This window comes from Muriventricola aceti (assembly GCF_025567565.1).
GTDB classification, from domain to species: domain Bacteria; phylum Bacillota; class Clostridia; order Oscillospirales; family Oscillospiraceae; genus Lawsonibacter; species Lawsonibacter aceti.
This window is the reverse complement of record NZ_JAOQKF010000005.1, coordinates 122,623-144,985: the sequence shown is the minus strand read 5'-3', so window position 1 is coordinate 144,985 and position 22,363 is coordinate 122,623. Positions and strand designations below refer to the sequence as shown.

18 protein-coding genes are annotated in these 22,363 nt (G+C 59.8%); 11 read left to right on the top strand and 7 right to left on the bottom strand.

What is annotated here, in order from left to right; genetic code table 11:
- Positions 1-136: 136 nt before the first annotated feature.
- Positions 137-718 carry an RNA polymerase sigma factor gene (locus OCV64_RS07370; protein ID WP_262669707.1) on the top strand — a complete coding sequence of 194 codons (582 nt, stop codon included), beginning with the start codon at positions 137-139 and terminating at the stop codon, positions 716-718.
- The gene (locus OCV64_RS07365; protein ID WP_262669706.1) at positions 715-2,394 is read left to right on the top strand and encodes a PepSY domain-containing protein; all 1,680 of its coding nucleotides are present in this window, start codon (positions 715-717) and stop codon (positions 2,392-2,394) included. Before OCV64_RS07370 ends, OCV64_RS07365 begins: the two co-directional genes overlap by 4 nt.
- Before the next feature lie 48 nt (positions 2,395-2,442).
- On the opposite strand, the gene OCV64_RS07360 is transcribed toward OCV64_RS07365, so the two are convergent.
- The gene (locus tag OCV64_RS07360; RefSeq protein ID WP_186851905.1) at positions 2,443-3,843 is read right to left on the bottom strand and encodes an MATE family efflux transporter; all 1,401 of its coding nucleotides are present in this window, start codon (positions 3,841-3,843) and stop codon (positions 2,443-2,445) included.
- A 257-nt stretch (positions 3,844-4,100) separates the two neighbouring features.
- Here OCV64_RS07360 and OCV64_RS07355 point away from each other — a divergent pair, with 257 nt between their 5' ends.
- Positions 4,101-4,613, top strand: a complete 513-nt coding sequence (locus OCV64_RS07355) for an RNA polymerase sigma factor (protein ID WP_147571612.1) — start codon at positions 4,101-4,103, stop codon at positions 4,611-4,613.
- A complete protein-coding gene (locus OCV64_RS07350) occupies positions 4,591-5,580 on the top strand; it encodes a zf-HC2 domain-containing protein (protein ID WP_147571610.1) in 990 nt (329 codons plus the stop codon). The genes OCV64_RS07355 and OCV64_RS07350 overlap by 23 nt, the downstream gene beginning before the upstream one ends.
- Before the next feature lie 99 nt (positions 5,581-5,679).
- On the opposite strand, the gene OCV64_RS07345 is transcribed toward OCV64_RS07350, so the two are convergent.
- Positions 5,680-6,948, bottom strand: a complete 1,269-nt coding sequence (locus OCV64_RS07345) for a competence/damage-inducible protein A (protein WP_147571608.1) — start codon at positions 6,946-6,948, stop codon at positions 5,680-5,682.
- Positions 6,949-6,999: 51 nt separating this feature from the next.
- A complete protein-coding gene (locus OCV64_RS07340; protein WP_262669705.1) occupies positions 7,000-7,617 on the bottom strand; it encodes an MBL fold metallo-hydrolase in 618 nt (205 codons plus the stop codon).
- Between the two features lie 409 nt (positions 7,618-8,026).
- On the opposite strand from OCV64_RS07340, the gene OCV64_RS07335 reads away from it, so the two are divergent.
- The 6 genes from OCV64_RS07335 to OCV64_RS07310 all read left to right on the top strand — a co-directional run bounded on the left by OCV64_RS07335 (position 8,027) and on the right by OCV64_RS07310 (position 14,335).
- Positions 8,027-8,530: a tRNA (cytidine(34)-2'-O)-methyltransferase gene (locus OCV64_RS07335; protein ID WP_262669704.1), complete on the top strand. Its 504-nt coding sequence runs from the start codon at positions 8,027-8,029 to the stop codon at positions 8,528-8,530.
- Positions 8,531-8,559: 29 nt separating this feature from the next.
- Positions 8,560-9,831 (top strand): phosphoglycerate kinase, encoded by a 1,272-nt coding sequence (locus OCV64_RS07330; RefSeq protein ID WP_262669703.1) that lies wholly within the window; start codon positions 8,560-8,562, stop codon positions 9,829-9,831.
- Between the two features lie 221 nt (positions 9,832-10,052).
- Positions 10,053-10,826, top strand: a complete 774-nt coding sequence (tpiA, locus tag OCV64_RS07325; protein ID WP_147571600.1) for a triose-phosphate isomerase — start codon at positions 10,053-10,055, stop codon at positions 10,824-10,826.
- A 126-nt stretch (positions 10,827-10,952) separates the two neighbouring features.
- A complete protein-coding gene (gpmI, locus tag OCV64_RS07320; RefSeq protein WP_262669702.1) occupies positions 10,953-12,467 on the top strand; it encodes a 2,3-bisphosphoglycerate-independent phosphoglycerate mutase in 1,515 nt (504 codons plus the stop codon).
- 307 nt (positions 12,468-12,774) lie between these two features.
- Complete coding sequence (gene eno / locus OCV64_RS07315; protein WP_186851911.1) at positions 12,775-14,076, top strand: phosphopyruvate hydratase; 1,302 nt, start codon at positions 12,775-12,777, stop codon at positions 14,074-14,076.
- 127 nt (positions 14,077-14,203) lie between these two features.
- Positions 14,204-14,335, top strand: coding sequence for a hypothetical protein (locus OCV64_RS07310; RefSeq protein WP_262669701.1), 132 nt, complete (start codon positions 14,204-14,206; stop codon positions 14,333-14,335).
- 69 nt (positions 14,336-14,404) lie between these two features.
- Here the strand turns inward: OCV64_RS07310 and OCV64_RS07305 are convergent, their stop codons facing one another.
- The 4 genes from OCV64_RS07305 to OCV64_RS07290 form a co-directional block, all read right to left on the bottom strand.
- Entirely contained in the window at positions 14,405-14,992 is a 588-nt protein-coding gene (locus OCV64_RS07305) for a GNAT family N-acetyltransferase (RefSeq protein ID WP_186851912.1), read from the bottom strand.
- A gap of 29 nt (positions 14,993-15,021) precedes the next feature.
- Positions 15,022-16,188, bottom strand: a complete 1,167-nt coding sequence (gene thiI, locus OCV64_RS07300) for a tRNA uracil 4-sulfurtransferase ThiI (RefSeq protein ID WP_262669700.1) — start codon at positions 16,186-16,188, stop codon at positions 15,022-15,024.
- 93 nt (positions 16,189-16,281) lie between these two features.
- The gene (locus tag OCV64_RS07295) at positions 16,282-16,740 is read right to left on the bottom strand and encodes a VOC family protein (protein WP_147571590.1); all 459 of its coding nucleotides are present in this window, start codon (positions 16,738-16,740) and stop codon (positions 16,282-16,284) included.
- Positions 16,741-16,793: 53 nt separating this feature from the next.
- A complete protein-coding gene (locus OCV64_RS07290; protein WP_147571588.1) occupies positions 16,794-18,302 on the bottom strand; it encodes a YifB family Mg chelatase-like AAA ATPase in 1,509 nt (502 codons plus the stop codon).
- 370 nt (positions 18,303-18,672) lie between these two features.
- On the opposite strand from OCV64_RS07290, the gene nifJ reads away from it, so the two are divergent.
- The gene (nifJ, locus tag OCV64_RS07285) at positions 18,673-22,308 is read left to right on the top strand and encodes a pyruvate:ferredoxin (flavodoxin) oxidoreductase (protein ID WP_186851915.1); all 3,636 of its coding nucleotides are present in this window, start codon (positions 18,673-18,675) and stop codon (positions 22,306-22,308) included.
- The last annotated feature ends 55 nt before the right edge of the window (positions 22,309-22,363 follow it).

Here is a 22,363-nt window from a genome sequence, read left to right as displayed (position 1 = left end):
AGCCGCCGAAGCGGCTCTTGTTTTTTTTAGAAAAAAGGTTTAAACTCAAACGCTAGGTAGGTGTCAAAAAAACTTTTTCCACCGCGCAATAAAACGAGCGGCTTGTGCATTACTTGAATGACAGGAGAAATGGCCCATGCTGATGCTGCTTATGGCACAGACAACGGAAGGAACGGGCAAAGAGGACCGGGAGGCGCTGGACAGGCTGCTGATCGAGATAGCCGCCGGCAGCCGGGAGGCTCTGGCAGAGCTGTACCACCGTACCCGTACGGCGGTATATGGTATCACTTTGTCCTATGTGAAAAACGCCCATGACGCCCAGGATCTCACCCATGACGCCTTTGTTCGGATCTGGGAGAAGGCGCCCCAATACCGCCCCCAGGGCTCGCCCATGGCGTGGATCCTGGCGGTGGCCCGGAACCTGGCGCTGATGGCTTTGCGGCAGAGAGAACGTCAGGCGGATCTGAGCGAGGAGGAGTGGGACGCCATTCCGGCCGAGGGTCCGGCCCTCTCCCCGGAGGAGCGGGAGCTGCTCCAGACGGCCCTGGCGGCGCTGGAGGAGCAGGAGCGGCGGATCGTGGTGCTCCACGCCGTCACTGGGCTGAAGCACCGGGAGATCGCGCAGCTGTTGGAGCTGCCTCTGGCCACGGTCCTGTCCAAATATCACAGAGCGCTGAAAAAGCTGAAAGTACGGCTGGAAGGAGATGACGCCCGATGACAGATAAGGAACTGGAACGCCGGCTGGAGCTGGCCCTGTCCGCTGCCGCCCCCGATGATCTGGAAGGGGTGCTCTCCCGCTGTGAGGCGCGGAAAGGAACCGTGATCCCTATGACGAAGAAACGTCCAAGCAGGACCATACGCAATCTGATGGCTGCCTGTCTGGCCCTGGCGCTGGTTGGCGGCGGCGGAGGCGCGTTTTATTATCAGGCAAACGCTGTGGCCTCTGTTGTTTCTCTGGATGTGAATCCAAGTATTGAGTTGAAGGTAAATAAAAGGGAGAAAGTCCTCTCCTGCACCCCCCTGAATGAGGAGGCCCGTACAGTCCTGTCCAGTATGGGGGGTGGGGCAGACCTGAAGGGGACAAAGCTGGACGTGGCGGTGAACGCCATCGTCGGTGCCCTGGTGAGCAACGGCTATCTGGACAGCATCTCCTCCGCCATCATGATCTCTGTGGAGGATAAGGACCAGGCACGGGCGGTCAAGCTCCAGCAGGAGCTGACAGGTGCCGTGGACGCGGTCCTCCAGGCCCAGGCATCCAATGCGTCTATCCTTAGCCAGACAGTGGACGCCAGTGTGGAGCTGGACCAGCAGGCGAAGGCAAACAACATCTCCACCGGAAAGGCCAGCCTGGTCAACCAGGTGATCGCGCTGAACAGCGATCTAAAGTTTGAAGAACTGGCCCAGCTCTCTGTGGAGGAGCTGAAGGACCTGGCCAAGATCGGCGCCCCCGCGATGCCGATTGGAAAAGAGGCGGCGTTCATCGCTGCGGAGGAATATGCGGGCACGATGGCGGTGAGCTCTGTGGTGGCCGATGTAGATCCTGAGTTGGACGACCGCGTACCCCACTATGAGGTGGAGCTTAAGACAGCCAGGGGAGAGTTTGAGTACCATATCGACGCTTGGACAGGAGAAGTTCTGAGCGGCCAGAAGGATATTCTGGCCAGCGGGCAGAGCGGCGATGCCGGGACGAAACCCAGCAGCGGCTCCAGTGATATTGGCCAGGAGAAGGCCAAGGAGGCGGCGCTGAAACATGCCGGCGTGTCTGAGAGCCAGGTCAGCGGGCTGCGGGTCCAGCAGGACTGGGATGATGGCCGGTTGGAATACGAAGTGGAGTTCTGGGTGGATACCACCGAGTACGACTATACTATCGCCGCCGCCGACGGCTCTGTACTGAAGCAGGAGCGGGAGACCCACCGGGCGCCGAATTACAGCGGTTCCGGCACTGGTGGCTCTGGCACCCAAGATGTGGGCGCAGAAGCGGCCAAGTCCGCCGCGCTGAAACACGCCGGTGTCAGCGAGTCCCAGGCCACCGATGTAAAGGTGAAGCAGGACTGGGACGATGGGCGGCTGGAATACGAGGTGGAGTTCTGGGTAGGCAGCACCGAATATGACTATACCATCGACGCTGTCGATGGCTCCGTGGTCGCCTATGATACGGAGAAGCACGCCAGTGCCTCCAGTACAGACATCGGCGCGGAAGCGGCTGAGTCTGCCGCCTTGGGGCACGTCGGCCTGTCCGAGAGCCAGGTCGCCGGCTTGCGGTCTGAGCGGGACTATGACGACGGCCGGCTGGAGTATGAGGTGGAATTTCGGTCCGGCGGCATGGAGTATGAGTACACCATCGACGGAGCCTCCGGAGCGATCCTGGAATACGAAAAGGACTGGGACGACTAAAAAAGAAAAGGCCCCGGCGCTCGTTGAGCGCCGGGGCCTTTTGGCGGTTTAGGGCCGGGATGGCATGGAGGCGGAGTCGTCTACCAGACGGTTGCCGCCCAAACCTACCCGGTGGTAGTAGACCAGAGTAACCACACTGCACATCAGCCAGCCAGCCGGATAACTCATGGCGATAGGAAGGACGGTGTTGGAGATGAAGTTCGCTGTGACGTACAGATAGATTTGACGGAACACCACAAAGGAAAAGAGCATGATGTACATAGGGACCTGACTCTTGCCCGCCCCCCGAAGGGCGCCGGCATAGATCTGATTGACACAGCACAGCACATAGCAGGGACCCAGGGCCCGCAGGAAGAGGGTGCCGTAAGAGACCACTTCCGGCTTATCGTTGAAAAAGGCCACCAGAGCGGGCGCGGCGCAGAACGTCACAACAGAGAGGGCTACGGTGATGCCCAAAGAGAGACAAAAGGCGGTCCGGGTGCCCTCCTTGGCCCGGTCCAGTTGGCCGGTGCCCAGATTCTGGCCCACAAAGGTGGTGGCGGCCAGGGCCAGGGACTGCATGGGCAGGAACATGATCTGATCGATCTTCGTATAAGCGGTCCAGCCGGACATGCAGTCAGCCTGGAAGAAGTTGATATAGGACTGAACGAATACGTTGGAAAAGGCGGTTATGGCCATCTGCAGGGCAGCGGGGATGCCGACGCGGGCAATCTGCTTCAAAATGAAGGGGGTAGCCCGCAGGGCCCGCCAGTCCAGCTTGACGCAGGAGCTGGTGCGGACCAGGAGCAGCAGAGTGAGCAGGGCGGAAACGCCCTGGGAGATAATGGTGGCGTAGGCCACGCCCTCTACTCCCATATGGAACACAATGACCAGCAGTAGGTCCAGGCCGATGTTGAGCACGGCCGCCGCCACCAGAAAATAGAATGGGCGCTTGGAATCACCCACCGCCCGGAGGATGCCCGCTCCCATATTGTAGAGCATCAGGCCCATCACCCCTGAGAAATAGATGGTGAGGTAGGCCGTGGCCTCTGGAAAGACATCCGCGGGCGTTTTCATCAGCCCCAGGAGGAAGGGGGTGAGCAGGATGCCGGCAGCCGTCATGATTACGCCCAGCACCAGAGTCATGACAAGGGAGGTGTGGACGGCCTGCTTGACCCGCTCCATCTGTTTGGCGCCGTAATATTGGGAGATGACCACGCCAGCCCCGCTGGCAAGGCCCATAAAGGAGCCGATGAGCATATTGACGATGGGGGTGACGGTACCAACGGCGGAGAAGGCCTCATTACTGACGAAGTTGCCCACTACCCATGTGTCTACGGTGTTGTAAAATTGCTGAAAGATGTTGCCCGCCAGAAGGGGGAGGGCGAACATGACTAAATGGTGGGCCACATTTCCCTGCGTCATGTCCACATCGCCCCTCCGCTTGGGACGGGTCCCGAGCCGATGCATTTTACTGTCACATCCTTCCAGACTGGTTTGGGGAATAGAAGGCCGCACAGAGGGAGGCTCTGTACGACCTTGTAAAAAGCAGTTGCGTTTTTTATTGTTATATTTTAGATTATAGCAATAGACATGGCAAAAGGCAAGATGGAATCGACCTTTTGCGCGAATAGATGGAAAAATAAGTATTTTTTATAGACGGGTAAAATGTTGTAACGAAAGGGCCTGACAAGGAACTAACGGTCAGAGAGAGGGAGGTGAAGGCCATGGCACACAGGGGGGAGGACCTGTACGAGCAGCACGCCCGGCAGGTGTTCCGATATCTGTTCTCCATCACCGGGGAGCAGGATACCGCGGAGGAACTGACCCAAGAGACCTTCTATCAGGCGCTGAAGAACCTGGATGCCTTTCGGGGGGACAGCACGCCCCAGGTCTGGCTGTGCGCCATCGCCAAGCGCCTGTGGTACAAGGAACTGGAGCGCCGGAAGAGGACGGCTCCGCTGGAGGAGGAGCGGCTGTCTACCCTGGCTGCCTCTGACGATCCAGTGGAGGAGACAGAGCGGAGGGAGGACCGTATGGCACTGTACCGGGCCATGCAGCGGCTGGACGGGGATACACGGGAGGTGATCCACCTTCGGCTGGCCGGCGATTTCTCCTTCCGTGAGATCGGGGACATTTTGGGAAAGAGCGAGGTGTGGGCCAGGGTGCGCTTTTACCGGGGTAAGGAGGAACTGGCCAAACTGATGGGAGGTGGATATGGTGGAAAACGGTCGCAATAATTTGGACTGCTGTGTGGTGCGGGACCTGCTGCCCGCCTATTTGGAGGGACTGACGGAGGAGGAAACTTCCGCTCAGGTGCGGGCGCACCTGGAGGGCTGTGAGAATTGCAGGGAGCTGGAGAAGGATATGCGGGCGCAGGTGCCGCTGGAGAAAGCGCCAAAGGGGACGCTGAAGTTCCTGAAACGGGTGAAGCGGACCCGGCTGCTGGCTGCCGCGCTGTCAGTGGTGGTGGCCCTGTGGTGTATGTGGTGGCTCTATGACCAGGAGTTCCACTATCCCAATACCGAGGCCGGCCGGCTGGCCGCTGTGGAGGATTATGTATCCCGTCCATCAGACAGCCGGGACACAAAGGGAGTCCAGGAGGGAACGCCGATCCATGTGGGCGGCTGGCAGGAAATAGAAGGACAACTGGCAATTTTTTTCAAGGCGGACAACGCTAATAATGTAAATGGGATCGTACTGCTCAAGCGGGGGATATTTGGCAAATACCGCCCGGTCAGCGCCTCCTATTCCCCCTCCCCTTACACCGCCGGAGTATATTGCGGTAGATTGGGGACGGACCGGACACAGTTTATGATTGCCGGGTATGGGTGCCGGGAGATATTGTCCGCCCAGCTGGAATTCTGGGGCGGAAGCTGGGACGGGATCCAGCGGTGGACCACCACCCGGACCTATGACCTGGAGGAGCCTGACTTCCTGTGGCTTTATGACCAGGAAGAATTGATCCGGGACTTGGGCTGGGAATTCGGGGATGGTCAGGATCAGGTGTTTTGGCTGGATGTCCGGGAAATACGCCTTCTGGACAGGGAAGGAAATGACATTACCGGCCGGTACCGGGACGGATCGGTGACAGAAAGCTGGGGCGGCGGTATCGGTACAGCAGAGCAGTTTTTGCTCTATGTGTATATGGGGATCATAGCCCTGCTGGGGCTGACCATGGTCCGGTATTTCCTGCGGAAGGATTAAAGAAAACGGGGCCTCTGTCATAGACAGAGGCCCCGTCCCAATTTGTCGAAAAAGTGGCATAGCCACTTTTTCGACAGTCCATTGTTGTCCCGTTTTCTGTCAGACCGCTCCGTCCTCATAGGGCAGGCCGGTGAGATACCGCCGGGCCAGATCGAAGGCGTGATGGGCGGTCTGGGTACGCAGCCGGGCCCGGACCGGGCGGCTGCCCAGCTTCAAGGGACGCACATGGGTGCCGTCCGGGGTGGCGATGGCCACGAACATGGTGCCCACCTCGTTGTCCCAATCGTCCTTGTCCGGCCCGGCAACTCCGGTGGTGGCAAGAGCGATGTCGCACCCCAGGGCCTTCCGGGCCCCCTCTGCCATGGCCAGCGCCACCTCGGGGGACACGGCCCCAAACTGGTCCAACAGGTGCTGGGGCACATGGAGCATCCCTGCCTTCACCTGGTTGGTGTAGGACACGATGCCACCCAGAAAGACTTGGGAGGCTCCAGCCACATCGGTCAGCCGCTTGGCCATCAGCCCGCCGGTGCAGCTCTCGGCCACGCCGATGGTCATTCCCTTCTCCCGCAGCAGCCCCTCGACCACCTCCTCCAAAGAGGACACATCCACCCCGTAGACCTTAGAGCCGAAGAGGGCCTTCACCTGTTCCACCGTAGGCTTCAGCAGGGCCTGTGCCTCGGCGTCGGTGGGGGCCTTGGCGGTGACCCGGAGCTCGCACTCCCCCTCCTTGGCGTAGGGGGCCAGGGTGGGGTTGGACATCGCGTTCATCTGATCCCGGAGCTGGGCCTCCATCGCTGACTCACCGATGCCAAACAGCTTCAGCGTGTGGGAGGCGATGACGCCCTCGGACAGGGATTGGAGATAGGGCTTTGCCCGGTATTGAAACATGGGGCGGCACTCGCTGGGGGGGCCAGGGAGCATGATGACATGGACCCCTTCGGCCTGAAAGGCGCAGCCGGGGGCAGTCCCCCAGTCGTTGGCCAGGACGGTGCAGCCCTCTGGCAGCATGGCCTGCTGCAGATTGTTCTCCGTCATGGGCCGTTTCGTCTTGGCAAAGTAGGAGCGGATGCGCTCCGCAGAGGGCTCGTCAAAGACGAGCTTTTTACCAAACGCCTCGGCCAGCACGTTCTTAGTCAAGTCGTCGCAGGTGGGGCCCAGCCCGCCGGTGGTGATGATGATATCCGCCCGCTTCTTGGCGATAGCCACCGCCTCCCGGGCCCGCTGAGGATTGTCGCCCACTACTGTGTGGTAGTAGACGTTAAGCCCCAGCTCGCTTAACCCTTGAGAGAGCGTCTGGGCGTCGGTGTTGGCGATGTTGCCGAGAAGCAGCTCGGTGCCTACGGAAAGGATCTCGACAGTGTGAGACATGGGAAAGACCTCCAGTCATTGGTTTATGGTATGCGGGGAATGGGAGCCGGTCTATTTTCCCGCCTGATAGGTCAGCACAGCGGTCTGGGCGGGGGTGTCACAGGTCAGCTCCAGGGTGTTGCCATCATAGCGGACCACGTGGTCGCACAGGGCCAGAAAATCCTCCAGCCGGGCGATGACATCAAAGCCAAAGGAGTCGGAGCGGTAATGCATAGGCACCACCACACGGGGCCTCAACGCGCGGACCAGTTCATGGGCCTGCTGGGCGTCGATGGTGTAATAGCCCCCCACAGGGAGGAGTAGAGCGTCCAGCCCCATCAGCCGGTCCATCTGCTCCGGAGTGGGGAAGCAGCCCAAATCACCTAGATGGGCCACCCGCAGTCCCTGGGAGGAGAGGATGTGGATGGTGTTTTTCCCCCGCTGGCTGCCTTGGGAATCGTCGTGGAAGGCGTCCAGCCGATCCACTTGAAAAGCGGCGGTGCGGCCGGTGAGCGCTACCGTCTCCCTGGCCCCGTGGTCCCGGTGTTCATGGCTGCACAGCACCAGGTCGGCCGTCAGAGACAGGGGGCTCAGACCGGGCACAGACCCGTCCTGATAGGGGTCTAGTACCAGGGTGCCATCCTCTGATTGAATGGTGAAACAGGAATGCCCGTTCCAGATAAGCTTCATAAATGCCGCCTCCTTTTGGGGAGCAGAGCTCCCCGCAAGCATAGATTTGTGGAAAATGCCCATATCTTTTAGACCTGGCACCATTATAGCACGAGTTTGAAAGAAAGGGGAATAGGAGGAGCAAAAAAGAGCCAAAATTTTTAAGTGAGCGGCGGAAAAAACTGGGTATGGGGTTGGAAGAAGAAGGATAGGAGCTGTATTAAAGAGAAAAGCCGGGCATTAAGATGAGAGCAAGGGCGGGAAAAGAATAGTTTAATAAGAAATAAAAAAATAGGATCCCCGCTTTTTGGGGGCAGAATGAAAAATGGCCCTGTTTTTTGATTTTTTGCAATTTTTCGACCAAATTACAGTTGAAATTCCCGATAAAATGGAATACAATGATACCCGCGAAATCAAGGGGGGTCCTGCTGTGCTGAATATCGTGCTGGTAGAACCAGAGATCCCGCAGAATACCGGGAATATCGCACGGACCTGCGCCGCTACCCGCAGCCGCCTCCATCTGATCAAGCCTCTGGGTTTTGATATCAGTGAAAAAGCCGTGCGTCGGGCCGGGCTGGATTACTGGAATATGGTGGATCTTCAGGTCTATGAGGGGTTGGACCACTTCTTTGAAGTCAATCCTGCCCCGGATTTGTGGCTGGCCACGACGAAAGCGCCACGGGACTATACCCAGGCAGTCTTTCGAGATAATTGCTGGCTGTTCTTTGGGAAGGAAACCGCGGGGCTGCCGGAGGGATTTCGCCGGCAGTACCCGGGCCGGTGTATCCGCATCCCGATGCGGCCGGATGCCAGAAGCCTAAATCTGGCCAATTCAGTGGCCGTCCTTACCTATGAGGCGCTGCGGCAGCTCGACTTTCCGGGGCTGTCGGGCGAAGGCGAGATGGCGGAGAAAGGGAGATCCCAAGTTCTATAACCCTTTTGTTTTAAGAAAGGAGCCAAGAGATGAACTACAATAAAAAGACGGTGAAGGACATCGATATCAAGGGGAAAAAGGTCCTGTTGCGCTGTGATTTCAATGTGCCGATGGCGAAGGACGGAAGCGGCGTTATCACCGATGACAAGCGCATCCGGGCCGCCCTGCCCACGATCCAGTATCTGCTGGACCAGGGGGCGGCGGTGATTGCCTGCTCCCACATGGGTAAGCCGGCGGCTACCTTTGATTCCTATGTGAAGAAGCAGACTGAGAAGGGGAAAGACCCCGCCTCTCTGACAGAGGAGAAGTGGAAAAAGTCTCTGGCAGAGCTGTCTCTGAAGCCGGTGGCCGCCCGCCTGAGCGAACTGCTGGGCAGGCCGGTGCTCATGGCGGAGGACGTAGTAGGGCCCGACGCCCAGGCTAAGGCCGCCGCGCTCCAGCCTGGCCAGGTGCTGCTGCTAGAGAACACCCGCTTTGAGAAGGGGGAGACCAAGAATGACCCCGCCCTGGCCAAAGCCATGGCTTCCCTGGCAGACGTCTATGTGTCCGACGCCTTTGGCGCCGTCCACCGGGCCCACGCCTCCACCGCCGGGGTGGCCGACTATCTGCCCGCCGTGTCCGGCTTTCTGATCCAGAAGGAGCTGGAGATCATTGGCGGCGCCCTGGCCAACCCCAAGCGGCCTCTGGTGGCTATTCTGGGCGGGTCTAAGGTGTCCTCCAAGATCGGCGTCATCAACAACCTGCTGGAGATCGCCGACACCATCATCATCGGCGGCGGCATGGCCTACACCTTCTCCGCCGCCCAGGGCGGTAAGGTGGGCGACTCCCTGCTGGAGGCCGACTGGATGGACTACTCCAAGGAGATGGTCCAGAAGGCAAAGGACAAGGGTGTCAAGCTGCTCCTCCCTGTGGACACAGTGTGCGCGGACAAATTTGCTCCAGACGCCAACACCCAGGTGGTGAAGGCCGGGTCGATCCCGGACGGCTGGCAGGGACTGGATATCGGCCCGGAAACGGTCAAGCTCTATTGTGACGCTGTGGCTGACGCGGGCACCGTCATCTGGAACGGGCCTATGGGCGTGTTTGAGTTCCCCGCTTTCGCTAAGGGAACCGAGGCGGTGGCCGAGGCCCTGTCCAAGACCAGCGCCATTACCATTATCGGTGGCGGCGACTCCGCGGCCGCAGTGCAGCAGCTGGGTTATGCCGACAAGATGACCCATATCAGCACCGGCGGCGGCGCCAGCCTGGAGTTTATGGAAGGGAAGGAACTTCCAGGAGTGGCCTGCCTGCTGGACAAGTAAGGCTTTGTCCCGTCCCACGATAGGCCAGATCTGTCATAAAAAAGGGAGGCGGAGTCCTCCAAAGCGGCTTGCCCGCGGGTGACGCGGAACAAAGAGCGAAGTCAGGAGCGTGAACGGCGGAAAACAGAGAGACACAGGAGACGCCTGTACTTTTGTTTTCCTCTCTCTGCTGCTTTGCTCTATTACAAAATATACAAAAGGAAAAGATAGGAGTAATCGCCATGAATCGTCGTTATCGTAAGACTATCATCGCCGGCAACTGGAAGATGAACAACACCCTCTCCCAGACCAAGGCATTTGCTGAGGAGATCAAGCCGATTATGCCCAAGGGCAAGTGGTGCAACGTGGTGCTCTGTGTCCCCGCCACCAACATCCAGGCGGCTGTCCGTCTGTTCAAAGACTGCCATATCGCCATCGGCGCCGAGACCTGCCACTACGAGGACCACGGCGCCTATACCGGAGAGATCACCGCCGAGATGATCAAGGAGGCCGGCGCCAAGTATGTCATCATCGGCCACTCCGAGCGCCGCCAGTATTATAACGAAACTGACTTTACTGTGAACAAGAAGGTCCACGCCGCCATCAATGCCGGCCTTACCCCCATCATCTGCGTGGGCGAGAGCCTAGAGCAGCGGGAACTGGGCGTCACCATGGAGCTGATCGCCTATCAGGTCAAGTGCGCTCTGGCAAATGTGCCCGCTGAAAAAATGCGCCATGTGGTCATCGCCTACGAGCCCCTGTGGGCCATCGGCACTGGCAAGACCGCTACCGCCGAGCAGGCCGGTGAGGTCTGCCAGGCGATCCGTGCCGTCATCCGCAAGCTGTATGGCGCCCATGTGGCCCGGTCCGTCACCATCCAGTACGGCGGCTCTATGAACGCCAAGAACGCCGCCGAGCTGCTGGCCCAGCCCGACGTGGACGGCGGCCTGATCGGTGGAGCCTCTCTGAAGCCCGCCGATTTCGTGCAGATCATCAACGCGGCGAATCAGGAGTAATCTTGCGGCCGCTGCCCATACTGGACCAGCGTGAACGTGAGTGTAAGGCGGGCGGCAAAGCCGCCCCAGAATGGGAGGCCGCCAAAGGCGGTGTGACCATGAGTACCCTGAAAAGAAAGGTTTGTTATGAAAACACCTACGACTCTTATCATTATGGATGGCTTTGGCACCGGGGCCCAGTCCGCCGGCAACGCCATAGCCAATGCCCCTACCCCTAATCTGGACCGTATTTTTGCCGAGTGCCCCGGCTGCCGTCTGTCTGCCTCCGGGCTGGATGTAGGTCTGCCTGAGGGGCAGATGGGCAACAGTGAGGTGGGACATACCAACATCGGCGCGGGCCGGGTGGTGTTCCAGGACCTGCCCCACATCAGCCGTGATATTCAGAGCGGCGAATTTTTTAAAAACACCGCCTATACAGAGGCGATGGAGAACTGCCGGGAATGGGGTTCTGCCCTGCACCTGATGGGCCTGCTGTCTGACGGCGGTGTCCACAGCCACATCACCCATCTTTTTGCCCTGCTCCAGATGGCCAAGGAGCAGGGAATTGAAAAGGTCTATGTCCACTGTTTTCTGGACGGACGGGACGTGCCTCCCACCTCCGGCAAGCACTTTGTCGAGCAGCTCCAGGCCAAGCTCCAGCAGCTGGGCGTGGGACAGATCGCCACGGTGATGGGCCGGTACTACGCCATGGACCGGGATAAGCGATGGGATCGGCTCCAGCGGGCCTATGACGCCATGGTCTGCGGGCAGGCTCCCTATGAGCCCGACCCCGCGGCTGCGGTTCAAAAGTCCTATGACGCCGGCGTCACAGATGAGTTCATGGAGCCCGTGGTTTGCGCCAAGGGGGCCCAGTTCCAGGACAATGATTCGGTGATCTTTTTCAATTTCCGCCCTGACCGGGCCAGGGAGATCACCCGCACTATGGTGGACGAGGACTTTACAGATGTCCAGCGTACGACCGGCTTTGTACCGGTCCACTTCGTCTGTACCACCGAGTATGACGCCACCATGCCCAATGTCACAGTGGCCTATCCCCGCCAGAAGCTGGAGAATATTTTTGGAGAGTATATCTCAAAGCTGGGACTGACCCAGCTGCGCATCGCGGAGACGGAGAAGTACGCCCATGTCACCTTCTTCTTCAATGGAGGTGTGGAGCAGGTATTCCCAGGGGAGGACCGGGTGCTCATCGCCTCTCCCAAGGTAGCCACCTATGACCTGAAGCCGGAGATGTCCGCCTACGAGGTGATGGAGGAGGCGGTGCGCCGAATCCTAAGCGGAGCCTATGACGTCATCATCCTCAACTTCGCCAACTGCGACATGGTGGGCCACACCGGGATTTATGAGGCCGCCTGCAAAGCGGTGACTACGGTGGATGAATGTGTGGCTAAGGTGGTGGAGGCTACCTCTAAAATGGGGGGCATTTCCCTAATCACCGCCGACCACGGAAACGCGGAACGGATGGTGGATACAGATGGTGAGCCCTTCACTGCCCACACCACTAACCCCGTGCCCTTCTATATCGTGGGTGCCAACGTGCGGCTGCGGGATGGACGGCTGGCCGATATCGCCCCCACTATGCTGGACCTCATGGGCCTGGAAAAGCCAGCAGAGATGGATGGGGAGACCCTGATTGTGACCTGATCCCGGGGAAGTTGAAGTTCCAAGTCAAAGGGGCTTTTCCAGGCCGGTTAAATTCTGAGCGGAGCGAGGAATTTCCGGAGGGGCAATTTATTTGCCCCGAGGACTCAAAATCAAAGGGCCCCCAAACGGGCCTGCCCGTTTGGGAAAGCTGGAAAAGCCAGCAGAGATGGATGGGGAAACCCTGATTGTGACCTGAGCGTATTCGGGCGGCCACAGGCCGCCCCTACGGATACCGGCGGCGTTCAATAGCAGGGGCGGCCTGTACCGCCCGGCGTGCCGCCGGAAAAATGAAAGGAGATAAAATCATATGAAGCAGATGATCGAAATTGTGGACGTAGTCGGCCGCGAGATCCTGGACAGCCGCGGTAACCCCACTGTTGAGGTAGAGGTGTATCTGGAGGACGGCACTATGGGCCGTGCCGCCGTGCCCTCCGGCGCATCTACCGGCATCTATGAGGCCTGTGAGCTCCGTGACGGCGACAAGGGCCGCTACATGGGCAAGGGCGTGGAGAACGCTGTGAAGAACGTGAATACTGAGATTGCCGAGGCCCTGATTGGCACCAACGTGCTGGACCAGGTGGCTATCGACAAAATGCTCATCGACCTGGACGGCACCCCCAACAAGAGCCGCTTGGGCGCAAACGCCATTCTTGGCGCCTCCCTGGCCTGCGCCAAGGCCGCCGCTGAGAGCCTGGGCACCAGCCTGTATAACTATATTGGTGGAGTGAACGCTAAACAGCTTCCTGTCCCCATGATGAACATTTTGAACGGCGGCGCCCACGCCACCAACAACGTGGAGATCCAGGAGTTCATGATTATGCCCGTCTCCGCCCCCTCTTTCCGTGAGGCCCTCCGCCGCTGTGCCGAGGTGTTCCACACCCTGAAGACCGTTCTGAAGGAGAATGGCACCCCCGCTGCCGGCGTGGGCGACGAGGGCGGCTACGCCCCCAATCTGAAGAAGGATGAGGACGCCCTGAAGGTCATTGTGGCCGCCATTGAGAAGGCTGGCTACAAGCCCGGCGAGGACTTCAAGATCGCCATCGACGCTGCCTCCTCCGAGTGGTGGGACGAGGAGCAGAAGTGCTATGTCCAGCCCAAGTCCGGCAAGAAGCTGACCCAGCAGCAGCTGGTCAATATGTGGAAGAAGTTTGCCGACACCTACCCCATTATTTCCCTGGAGGACGGTATGGCCGAGACAGACTGGGAGGGCTGGGCCATGCTCACCAAGGCCATCGGCGACCGGGTCCAGCTGGTGGGCGACGACCTGTTCGTCACCAACGTGGAGCGCCTGTCCACCGGCATTGAGAAGAAGGTGGGCAACGCCATCCTCATCAAGGTCAACCAGATCGGCACCCTGACCGAGACTTTGGATGCCATCCAGATGGCCAACCGGGCCGGCTACACCGCCATCGTGTCCCACCGCTCCGGCGAGACCGAGGACGCCACTATCGCCGACATCGCCGTGGCCCTCAACGCCGGCCAGATCAAGACCGGCGCCCCCAGCCGCACCGACCGCGTGGCCAAGTACAACCAGCTCCTGCGCATTGAGGAGGAGCTGGGCGACATCGCCGAGTACCCCGGCATGAAGGCCTTCTTCAATCTGAAGTAAGCTTCCAAGCTTCCGAGCAAAGCCGCCCAACGGGCGGCTTTGCTTTTCCCGTCGCCCAGCTCCTCGGGGCCCCATCGCAGATGGGGCGCGCGCAGCGCGTACAAGCGTTTTCGCAAAGGCGAAAACCTTGGCGCAGGCGGAATTCATTTCCGCCGAGCATTTTAAGCCTTCGGGTCCCCAATGTGCGCCGGGCGCACATTGGGTGCTGGGCGACATCGCCGAGTACCCCGGCATGAAGGCCTTCTTCAATCTGAAGTAAGCAATTTTACGTTAAAAGGCAGGACCGCTGAAGCGGTCCTGCCTTTTTGTATACAAAAAGATCCACCGGCTATGCCGGTGGATCCTCGTGACCGTAAGCGGCCAGCACCCGATCTACCTGCTGCTGGTCAAGCTGGCAGAAAGGGAGGACAGGCTGGGGGTCCGCGTCGTAGGGAGCCAGACTCTTCTCAAACCACAGCACGTCTCGCCACTGACCAGCCTTGTAGCCGGTATTTTTATGTACGCCAATCAACCGGAAGCCCAGGGATTTTTGGAGGGCCTCGCTGGCCGGGTTCGGAGAGGTCACAACCCCGTATACGGTACGGACGCCCTGAAGGGACAAAAGGTCCAGCAGAGCTTGGTACAGCCGTCTGCCATAGCCCTTTCCAGCAGCGGCAGGGGCCAAATAGATGGACAGCTCCGCGTTCCACTGATAGGCCTTCCACTCACGCTCTGGATGGGCGTAGGTGTAGCCCAACAGCCTGCCCTGGTCCTCCAGCACCAGATAGGGGTATTGTTTCAACGCATCGGAAATGCGCCGGGTAAATTCCTCCAAGGTGGGCAGCTCATATTCAAAGGTAATGGGGGTCTGAATATACTGACGGTAAATCTCCAACAGAGCCAGAGCATCTCCAGGGACAGCAAGTCGGATCGTCATGGCTGACCGTGCTCCTTTCCCTCTTTCCATCAGACTTGGACGCGCTCAATGCCCTCCACCGCCGCCTGGACCATGGCGTCGACGTCCAGCTTTTCCTCCGCCGCCTCCACCTCGGTGAGAATGGGGCGGAGCCGGGGGTGCCGGGGAGTAAAAACGGTGCAGCAGTCCTCGTAGGGCAGGATGGAGGTCTCAAAGGTGCCGATCTTCCGGGCGATCTGGACAATCTCCTCCTTGTCCAGCCCCACGACTGGCCGCAGAACAGGCAGGGCGGCCACAGCCCCCGTGACGTTCATCGCCTCCATGGTCTGGCTGGCCACCTGGCCCAGACACTCACCAGTGACCAGGGCCTTGGCGCCGCACCGTTTGGCCACCTCCTGGGAGATGCGCATCATGAACCGGCGCATGATGATGGTGAACAGCTCCTCCGGGCAGGAGCGGCGCAGCTCCTCCTGGATGGCGGTGAAGGGGACCACATGGACCGTGAGCCGCCCGCACCAGGGAGTGAGCAGCCGGGCCAGCTCCAGCACCTTCTCCTTGGCCTCCGGGGAGGTATAGGGGTAGGAGAAGAAGTGGACCATCTCCAGTGCGACGCCCCGCTTGGCAACCATCCAGGAGGCCACTGGCGAGTCAATGCCGCCGGACAGCAGGGATACCGCTCTGCCGTTGATGCCTACCGGCAGGCCGCCCGCGCCTGGCTCCGGGTCGGCGTGGACGAAGGCGGCGTAGTCCCGAATCTCCACATAGACGGTCAGCTCCGGGTGATGGACGTCCACTTCCAGATTGTCATAGGCCTCATGGAGCTCACCGCCCACATACTGGCTTACCTGGATAGAGGTCATGGGAAAGGTCTTGTCCGCCCGCTTGGTCTCTACCTTAAAGGTTTTGGCGGAGTGAAGCTGGCTGTCCAGATACTCCCGGCAGGCGGCCAGGATGGCGTCCTTGTCCTTCTCACAGGAGCGGGCCCGGGACAGCCCCACGACTCCAAAGACTTTTTTCATGGCCTCCCAGGCCCCGTCCATGTCGCAGTCCGCATTCATAGGCTCCACATAGGTGGTGGACTGGCGGGTATATACCCGGAACTGGCCCAGGCCGTTTAAGCGGCGGTGGATATTGGCCTGGAGCTTATCCTCAAAGCTGCGGCGGTTCAGGCCCTTTAGGACCAGCTCGCCCAGCTTGAGCAAAATCATTTCATTCATATTTGGTCGGTTCCTTTCCTGTTGAACACTGGTGATTAAACCATCATAGCAGATTTTTTTCCGGGGGACAAGGGGGAGCATCGGTATGTAGGATCACCGCAGGCAGGCATTTACGAATTTCATAGGTACGTCCATTCGGACAGCGACCTGGTCTGGCGTCATCCCACTGGCCAGAAAGCGCCTGCAGACCGCCTTCATATTTTCCCCGACCTCAATGATATGCCGGTCAGGGTCATAGAAGCGGACCACGCGCTGTCCCCACCTATGCTCCTTGACGGGGTGTACATAGTCCACCTGGAACCCCTTGAGCCGGTCAGCAAACTGGTCAAAATCATCTTCTTCAAAGTAGAGCTCGAAGTTGTTGCCGCCGAAGGAGATGGCCCTGTCTCCGATAAATTCCTGATAGGTCTCCGCGGTCTGGAGGGCCAGACCGCCTGTTAAGGTCTTATTCGCGCCAAAATCCATAATTACATGGAGCCCAAACACCCTGTTATAAAATTCCACAGACTGATCAATGTCCCTGACCACCAGCATGGGATTTTTTAATTTCATGGTATATTCCTCCATAAATTTCCAAGTAATCGGGGGAACGCCCTGGTTTTACCTCACCGCCGCAGGTACTCCGGTGGGCGGAACTGCAGGGCCTCGGCCAAGTGTGGGGGCTGGATGGTCTCGCTTCTCTCCAGATCGGCGATGGTCCGGGCCACCCGCAGGATTCGGTCATAGCTCCGGGCGGTGAGCCCAAGGCGGTCGAAGGCTCCCCGCATCAGCTTTTGGCAGTCTTCATCCAGGGCACAGAAGCGGTCCAGCTCCACCCGGCCCAGCTGGGAATTGCAGGGGGAGCCGCTTCGGCGGGTCTGTACCGCTCTGGCCCGGTCCACCCGGGCCTTGATCGCGGAGGATGGCTCTGCCTGCTCCCGCTGGGACAGCTCCTCAAAATTCAGGGCATCCACCTGAACAAAGAGGTCGATACGGTCCAGCAGGGGGCCGGACAGGCGGGAGAGATACTTTTTTACCTCGTGCTCCGTACACCGGCATCGGCCGGAGGGGTGGCCGTACCAGCCGCATTTGCAGGGGTTCATGGCGCATACCAGCATGAACCGGCTGGGATAGGTGACTGTGCCGGAGGCCCGGGAGATCTGGACCTGGCCGTCCTCCAGGGGCTGGCGCAGCACCTCCAGCACCTCCTTGGGGAACTCGGGCAGCTCGTCCAAAAAAAGCACGCCGTTGTGTGCAAGAGAAATTTCACCTGGCCGGGGATTGGAGCCGCCCCCCGCCATTCCCATAGGGGATACGGTGTGGTGAGGGGAGCGGAAGGGTCTGATATCGATCAGGGGCCGCTCTCTGGAGGTCAGGCCCATTACCGAGTGAATCTCAGTGGTCTCCAGCGCTTCCTGCCGGGACATGGCAGGCAGAATAGAAGGCAGTCGGCGGGCCAGCATGGACTTGCCGGAGCCTGGTGGGCCGGACATGAGTACATTGTGTCCCCCGGCAGCGGCAATCTCCAGAGCCCGCTTTACCAGGTCCTGCCCCTTCACCTCGGAGAAGTCGGGGCAGCAGTCGGATTCCGGGGAGGGGGACCACGGGGGCGCGGGGATGATGGCTTCCTCGCCGGACAGGTGGCGTACCAGCTGGGCCACATCCCGTACAGGGTAGACGGCGGGACCATCGGCCAGAGTGGCCTCGGCAGCGTTATCCTCTGGGACGAAGAGGGCGCGGATGCCCTCACGCTTGGCCTGTAGGGCCATAGGCAGCATCCCAGCGCAGGGCCGCAGCTCCCCTGAAAGGGAGAGCTCCCCCACAAAGGCGCAGTCCCGGTCGCGCAGCTTCAGTTGGCCGCCGGCGCACAGGATTCCCACCAAAATGGGGAGGTCGTAGAGAGTGCCGGACTTTTTCACATGGGCGGGCGCCAGATTGACGGTGATGCGGCTCACCGGGAAGGTGAAGCCGCAGTTTTTGATGGCCGCCCTTACCCGGTCTCTGGCCTCGTTGACAGCAGCGTCGGGGAGGCCCACCACATTGAAGGCGGGCAGTCCGCTGGACAGATCACATTCGGCGGAAACAGAATAGCCGGACACTCCATGGAGCCCCAGGGAACGGATGGTGAAGACCATGGGAAAACCTCCTGTTGCCGGACCGAAGGCCCGGATGGGTTGCTTGATTTCTATTTTACTTGTTTCTCCCAAAAATTTCAATGGAAGGTATAGCTTTTTCTATATATGTTGAGGAAAAAAGCAAGAAAAATTTCATCCATTGGATTTACAAACGGGGGAAAAAATGATAAACTAGGAGCGGTCAAGAATACTGCTCCGCTCCCCTACTGCCGGGGGGCGGCACTGTCATGTGCTCCCATAAGAAAACACCTATAACTATCATAGGCGTTTTACAGGGCGGGGCATTGGCATGCTTAGGGCAGAAATGTCTGGAACATGGACGAGCGTTCCCCGCCCGTCCGCCAAAATATGAAGAAAGTAGGGAACTCTCATGGCAAGAAAATTCAAAACCATGGACGGCAACAATGCTGCGGCATATGTCAGCTACGCCTTCACCGAAGTGGCCGGCATCTACCCCATTACCCCGTCCAGTCCTATGGCCGACTATGTGGATCAGTGGGCGGCCCAGGGCCAGAAGAACATCTTTGGCACCACTGTCAAGGTGATCGAGATGCAGTCTGAGGCTGGTGCCGCCGGTACTGTCCACGGCTCTCTGAACGCGGGCGCCCTGACTACCACCTACACCGCCTCCCAGGGCCTGCTGCTGATGATCCCCAATATGTACAAGATCGCCGGCGAGCTGCTGCCCGCGGTGTTCCATGTATCCGCCCGTACCGTGGCCGCTCAGTCCCTGAATATCTTTGGCGACCACTCCGACGTTATGGCCTGCCGCCAGACCGGCTTCGCCATGCTGGCTGAGGGCAACGTGCAGGAGGTCATGGACCTGGCTCCTGTGGCCCACCTGTCCGCCATCAAGGGCCGCGTCCCCTTTATCAACTTCTTCGACGGCTTCCGTACTTCCCACGAGATCCAGAAGGTTGCCATCTGGGACTATGCTGACCTGGCTGAGATGGTGGACATGGACGCCGTGGCTGACTTCCGCAAGCGTGCGCTGAACCCTGAGCATCCCACCATGCGCGGCTCCCACGAGAACGGCGATATCTTCTTCCAGCACCGCGAGGCCTGCAACAAGTACTATGACGCTCTTCCTGAGATCGTTGAGGAGTACATGGGCAAGATCAACGCCAAGCTGGGCACCAACTACCAGCTATTCAACTACTATGGCGCTCCCGATGCCGACCGGGTCATCATCGCCATGGGCTCCATCTGCGACGTGGCGGAGGAGGTCATTGACTACCTGAATGCCCACGGTGAGAAGGTTGGCCTGATCAAGGTCCGTCTGTACCGCCCCTTCAAGGCGGACAAGCTGATCGCCGCCATTCCCGCCACCGCCAAGAAGATCGCTGTTCTGGACCGCACCAAGGAGCCCGGAGCCCTGGGCGATCCCCTGTACCTGGATGTCATTACCGCTCTGGCTGGCGCCGGCATCACCGATAAGGTGGTCGTGGGCGGCCGCTACGGCTTGGGCTCCAAGGACACCCCGCCCAAGAGCGTCTTTGCTGTGTATGAGAACCTGGCTCAGGACAAGCCCAAGGACCACTTCACTATGGGCATCGTGGACGACGTGACCGGCAGCTCCCTGGAGGAGCACAAGGCGCCCAACACCGCCGCGGAAGGCACCATCGAGTGCAAGTTCTGGGGTCTGGGCGGCGACGGCACTGTGGGCGCCAACAAGAACTCCATCAAGATCATCGGCGACCACACCGACAAGTACGTGCAGGCTTATTTCCAGTATGACTCCAAGAAGACCGGTGGTGTGACCATCAGCCACCTGCGCTTCGGCGATAAGCCCATCCGCTCCCCCTACTATATCAATAAGGCCGACTTTGTGGCCTGCCACAACCCCTCCTATGTGACCAAGGACTTCCCCATGGTCCGTGACGTCAAGCCCGGCGGCGTGTTTATGATCAACTGCCAGTGGTCTGACGAGGAGCTGGCCCACCACCTGTCTGCCGAGGCCAAGCGGTATATTGCCGAGAACGATATCCAGCTGTATACCATCAACGCCATCGACCTGGCCCAGCAGATCGGCATGGGCAAGCGTACCAATACCATTCTCCAGTCCGCCTTCTTTACTCTGGCCAAGGTCATGCCCCAGGAGGAGGCCATCCAGTATATGAAGGATGCCGCCACCAAGTCCTACCTGAAGAAAGGCCAGGATATCGTGGACATGAACCACAAGGCCATCGACCTGGGCGCCACTGCTTTCAAGAAGTACGATGTGCCCGCCGACTGGAAGAACGCCAAGGACGAGGTCAAGGTCAGCAAGCACACTGGCCCCGCCAAGCTGGTGGACATGGTCAACAGCATTCTGGACCCCGTGGACCGCATGGATGGCGACAGCCTGCCTGTTTCCGCCTTCGTGCCCCATGCGGATGGCACCTTCGAGCTGGGCGCCGCCGCCTACGAGAAGCGCGGCGTGGCCGTCTCCGTGCCCACCTGGGACTCCTCTAAGTGTATCCAGTGTAACCAGTGCTCCTATGTCTGCCCCCACGCCACTATCCGTCCCTTTGCCCTGACTGAGGAGGAGGCCGCCAAGGCTCCCGCTTCCGCCAAGATCGTGGACGTGAAGGCCGGCAAGGGCAAGGGTCAGTACAAGTTCTCCATCGCCATCAGCCCCCTGGATTGTATGGGCTGCGGCGTGTGCGCCAACATCTGTCCCACCAGCGCCCTGACCATGGTGGGCCAGGAGGAGGAGCTGCCCCAGCAGGACGCCTTCAACTACATGGTGGCCAATGTTTCCGTCAAGGAGGATGTGGCTGACCTGACTGTTAAGGGCTCCCAGTTCAAGAAGCCTCTGCTGGAGTTCTCCGGCTCCTGCGCCGGCTGCGCCGAGACCGCCTATGCCCGCCTGATCACCCAGCTGTTCGGCGACCGGATGTATATCTCCAACGCCACCGGCTGTTCCTCCATCTGGGGCGGCCCCGCCGCTACCTCTCCCTATGCCACTACCGCTGAGGGCAAGGGTCCCGCCTGGGCCAACTCTCTGTTTGAGGACAACGCCGAGCATGGCCTGGGTATGTATCTGGGTCAGAAGGCCATCCGCAACCGGCTGGCCGCTAAGACCGAGGCTCTGATCGCGGTGGAGTGGGCCCGTCCCGAACTGAAGGAGGCCGCCCAGAAGTGGCTGGATACCATGGAGGACGGCACCGCTAACGGCGAGGCTGCCAAGGCCTATGTGGCCGCTCTGGAGGCCAGCCTGTGCACCGTGGACGAGCTGCTGGCTAACTCCAACCCTGAGATCCAGGCGTTTGGCAAGGAGCTGCAGGCCAAGGGTGAGAAGCTGTGTCAGTGCGACGCCTGCAAGCTGGTGGCGGAGATCCTCCAGGAGAAGGATTACCTGGCCAAGAAGTCCGTCTGGATCTTCGGCGGCGACGGCTGGGCTTACGACATCGGCTTCGGCGGCGTGGACCACGTCCTGGCCTCCGGCGAGGATGTCAATATCTTCGTCTTTGACACCGAGGTGTACTCCAACACCGGCGGACAGGCGTCCAAGGCCTCTAACATCGGCCAGGTGGCCCAGTTTGCCGCCGCCGGTAAGACCGTGGCCAAGAAGAGCCTGGCTGAGATCGCCATGACCTACGGCTACGTTTATGTGGCCCAGGTGGCCATGGGTGCCAACCCCAACCAGACCCTGAAGGCCATTGCCGAGGCCGAGGCCTATCACGGCCCCTCCCTCATCATCGGCTATGCCCCCTGTGAGATGCACTCTATCAAGGGCGGTATGACCAACTGCCAGGCTGAGATGAAGAAGGCTGTGGAGTGCGGCTACTGGAACCTGTTCCGCTTCAACCCCGCTGCCAAGGCGGAGGGCAAGAATCCCTTTACCCTGGACAGCAAGGCGCCCGCCGGCGGCTATCAGGAGTTCCTGATGAACGAGGCCCGCTACTCCAGCCTGACCCGGTCCTTCCCCGACCGCGCCAAGGAGCTCTTCGCCCTGAACGAGGAGACCGCCAAGAAGCGCTACGAGAAGCTGACCCGTCTGCAGAAGATGTACGAGGAATAAAGATCCCCGGCACATCCTTGCCACAACAAAAAGAGCCTGTGTCCCACGGGACACA

Bases quoted from the DNA above. Each gene is read 5' to 3' on its own strand.
- OCV64_RS07370 (WP_262669707.1), top strand. From the start codon at position 137: ATGCTGATGCTGCTTATGGCACAGACAACGGAAGGAACGGGCAAAGAG.
- OCV64_RS07365 (WP_262669706.1), top strand. From the start codon at position 715: ATGACAGATAAGGAACTGGAACGCCGGCTGGAGCTGGCCCTGTCCGCT.
- OCV64_RS07360 (WP_186851905.1), bottom strand. From the start codon at position 3,843: ATGCATCGGCTCGGGACCCGTCCCAAGCGGAGGGGCGATGTGGACATG.
- OCV64_RS07355 (WP_147571612.1), top strand. From the start codon at position 4,101: ATGGCACACAGGGGGGAGGACCTGTACGAGCAGCACGCCCGGCAGGTG.
- OCV64_RS07350 (WP_147571610.1), top strand. From the start codon at position 4,591: ATGGTGGAAAACGGTCGCAATAATTTGGACTGCTGTGTGGTGCGGGAC.
- OCV64_RS07345 (WP_147571608.1), bottom strand. From the start codon at position 6,948: ATGTCTCACACTGTCGAGATCCTTTCCGTAGGCACCGAGCTGCTTCTC.
- OCV64_RS07340 (WP_262669705.1), bottom strand. From the start codon at position 7,617: ATGAAGCTTATCTGGAACGGGCATTCCTGTTTCACCATTCAATCAGAG.
- OCV64_RS07330 (WP_262669703.1), top strand. From the start codon at position 8,560: ATGAACTACAATAAAAAGACGGTGAAGGACATCGATATCAAGGGGAAA.
- tpiA (WP_147571600.1), top strand. From the start codon at position 10,053: ATGAATCGTCGTTATCGTAAGACTATCATCGCCGGCAACTGGAAGATG.
- gpmI (WP_262669702.1), top strand. From the start codon at position 10,953: ATGAAAACACCTACGACTCTTATCATTATGGATGGCTTTGGCACCGGG.
- eno (WP_186851911.1), top strand. From the start codon at position 12,775: ATGAAGCAGATGATCGAAATTGTGGACGTAGTCGGCCGCGAGATCCTG.
- OCV64_RS07305 (WP_186851912.1), bottom strand. From the start codon at position 14,992: ATGACGATCCGACTTGCTGTCCCTGGAGATGCTCTGGCTCTGTTGGAG.
- thiI (WP_262669700.1), bottom strand. From the start codon at position 16,188: ATGAATGAAATGATTTTGCTCAAGCTGGGCGAGCTGGTCCTAAAGGGC.
- OCV64_RS07295 (WP_147571590.1), bottom strand. From the start codon at position 16,740: ATGAAATTAAAAAATCCCATGCTGGTGGTCAGGGACATTGATCAGTCT.
- OCV64_RS07290 (WP_147571588.1), bottom strand. From the start codon at position 18,302: ATGGTCTTCACCATCCGTTCCCTGGGGCTCCATGGAGTGTCCGGCTAT.
- nifJ (WP_186851915.1), top strand. From the start codon at position 18,673: ATGGCAAGAAAATTCAAAACCATGGACGGCAACAATGCTGCGGCATAT.